Source organism: Mycolicibacter nonchromogenicus (assembly GCF_002101775.1).
GTDB classification, from domain to species: Bacteria; Actinomycetota; Actinomycetes; order Mycobacteriales; family Mycobacteriaceae; genus Mycobacterium; species Mycobacterium nonchromogenicum.
Window position 1 is genome coordinate 1 of the sequence record NZ_LQPI01000041.1, and the last position, 1,287, is coordinate 1,287.

1 protein-coding gene is annotated in these 1,287 nt (G+C 64.9%); it reads left to right on the top strand.

Features of this window, described 5'->3' with window-relative positions; translation table 11 throughout:
• Positions 1 to 67: 67 nt before the first annotated feature.
• A protein-coding gene (locus AWC18_RS10560) for an IS3 family transposase (protein ID WP_109560046.1) occupies positions 68 to 1,257 on the top strand; the annotation gives its coding sequence in 2 pieces (ribosomal slippage) (positions 68 to 326 and positions 326 to 1,257; 1,191 coding nt in all).
• The last annotated feature ends 30 nt before the right edge of the window (positions 1,258 to 1,287 follow it).

A 1,287-nucleotide genomic window follows, 5' to 3' on the forward strand; every position in this document is an offset into this window, starting at 1 on the left:
TGGGGTTGACCCCTGATGGTGGACACCTGACTGGTGGGACTGCTGGTCCCACGGGAAGGATGTCCGTATGTCGGGCAAGCGGAAGAAGTACACCCCGGAGTTTCGGGAGCAGGCGGCCCGCTTGGTGATCGAGACGGGCCGGCCGATCGCGCATGTGGCCGCGGAGATCGGTGTGGGTGAGCAGTTGCTGGGGCGCTGGGTGCGGGTGGCCCGCGAGGCCGCTGGCGCAGGCGATAATGGTGCGGTGCTTGATTCTGATGAGCGTGCCGAGTTGGAGCGGCTGCGCAAGGAGAACGCTGAATTGCGTTTGGACCGGCAGTTTTTGAAAAAAGCCGCGGCCTTCTTTGCCTCCGAACAGAACCAGTAGAGGCCTACGGTCTGATCGAGGCGGAGAAGGCCAATTACGCGATCACCCGGATGTGCGAGCTGCTGGACGTGTCGCGGTCGGGGTTTTACAAATGGCGCAAGTCCCAGGCCGCGGGACCGTCGCCGGCGGCGCGGCGTCGTGCCGAGTTGGATGTCAAGGTCGCGGCCTTGCATGAGGCCTCCGATGGGGTCTATGGGGCGCCGCGCATCCTGGCCGACCTGCGCGATGCCGGCGAGACCGTGTCACGCAAGACGGTGGCTGCCTCGCTGCGCCGTCAGGGTCTGGCCGGGATCAGCCCACGTACGTTCGCCCCGGTAACCACCGTGGTGGATCTGGACGCGCCGCCGATCCCTGACCTGGTCAAACGTCGATTCGATACAGGCCGTCTGGATGGGGTGTGGACCAGCGACATCACCTATCTGCGCACCGGTGAGGGCTGGTTGTACCTGTGCGCCGTGCGTGACGGCTGCAGCCGGCGGGTGATCGGCTGGGCCATCGATGAGCACCTGCATACCGACCTGGTCGAGGACGCGGTGGCGATGGCGGTGGCCATGCGCGGCGAGTTGGCCGCGCAGGTGGTGTTCCATGCTGACCGCGGATGTCAGTACACCAGTGCGCAGTTGGCACGGTTCGCCCGCAAGCATGATCTGGCCCGCTCGGTGGGCCGCACCGGGGTGTGTTGGGATAATGCTCAGCAGGAATCATTCTGGGCCACAATGAAAGTCGAGTTCTACGACCGCTACTTGTGGCCCACCAAAGCAGCCGCTAAGCTCGCCGTCGGCGACTGGATCGAACGGGTCTACAACCGCCGACGGCGCCACTCTTCGATCGGGATGATCACCCCGGTCGAGTACGAGAACCGGATCACTCAGACGGCACAAGCCGCCTGACCGAGTGTCCACCCAATGGGGTCAAGCCCA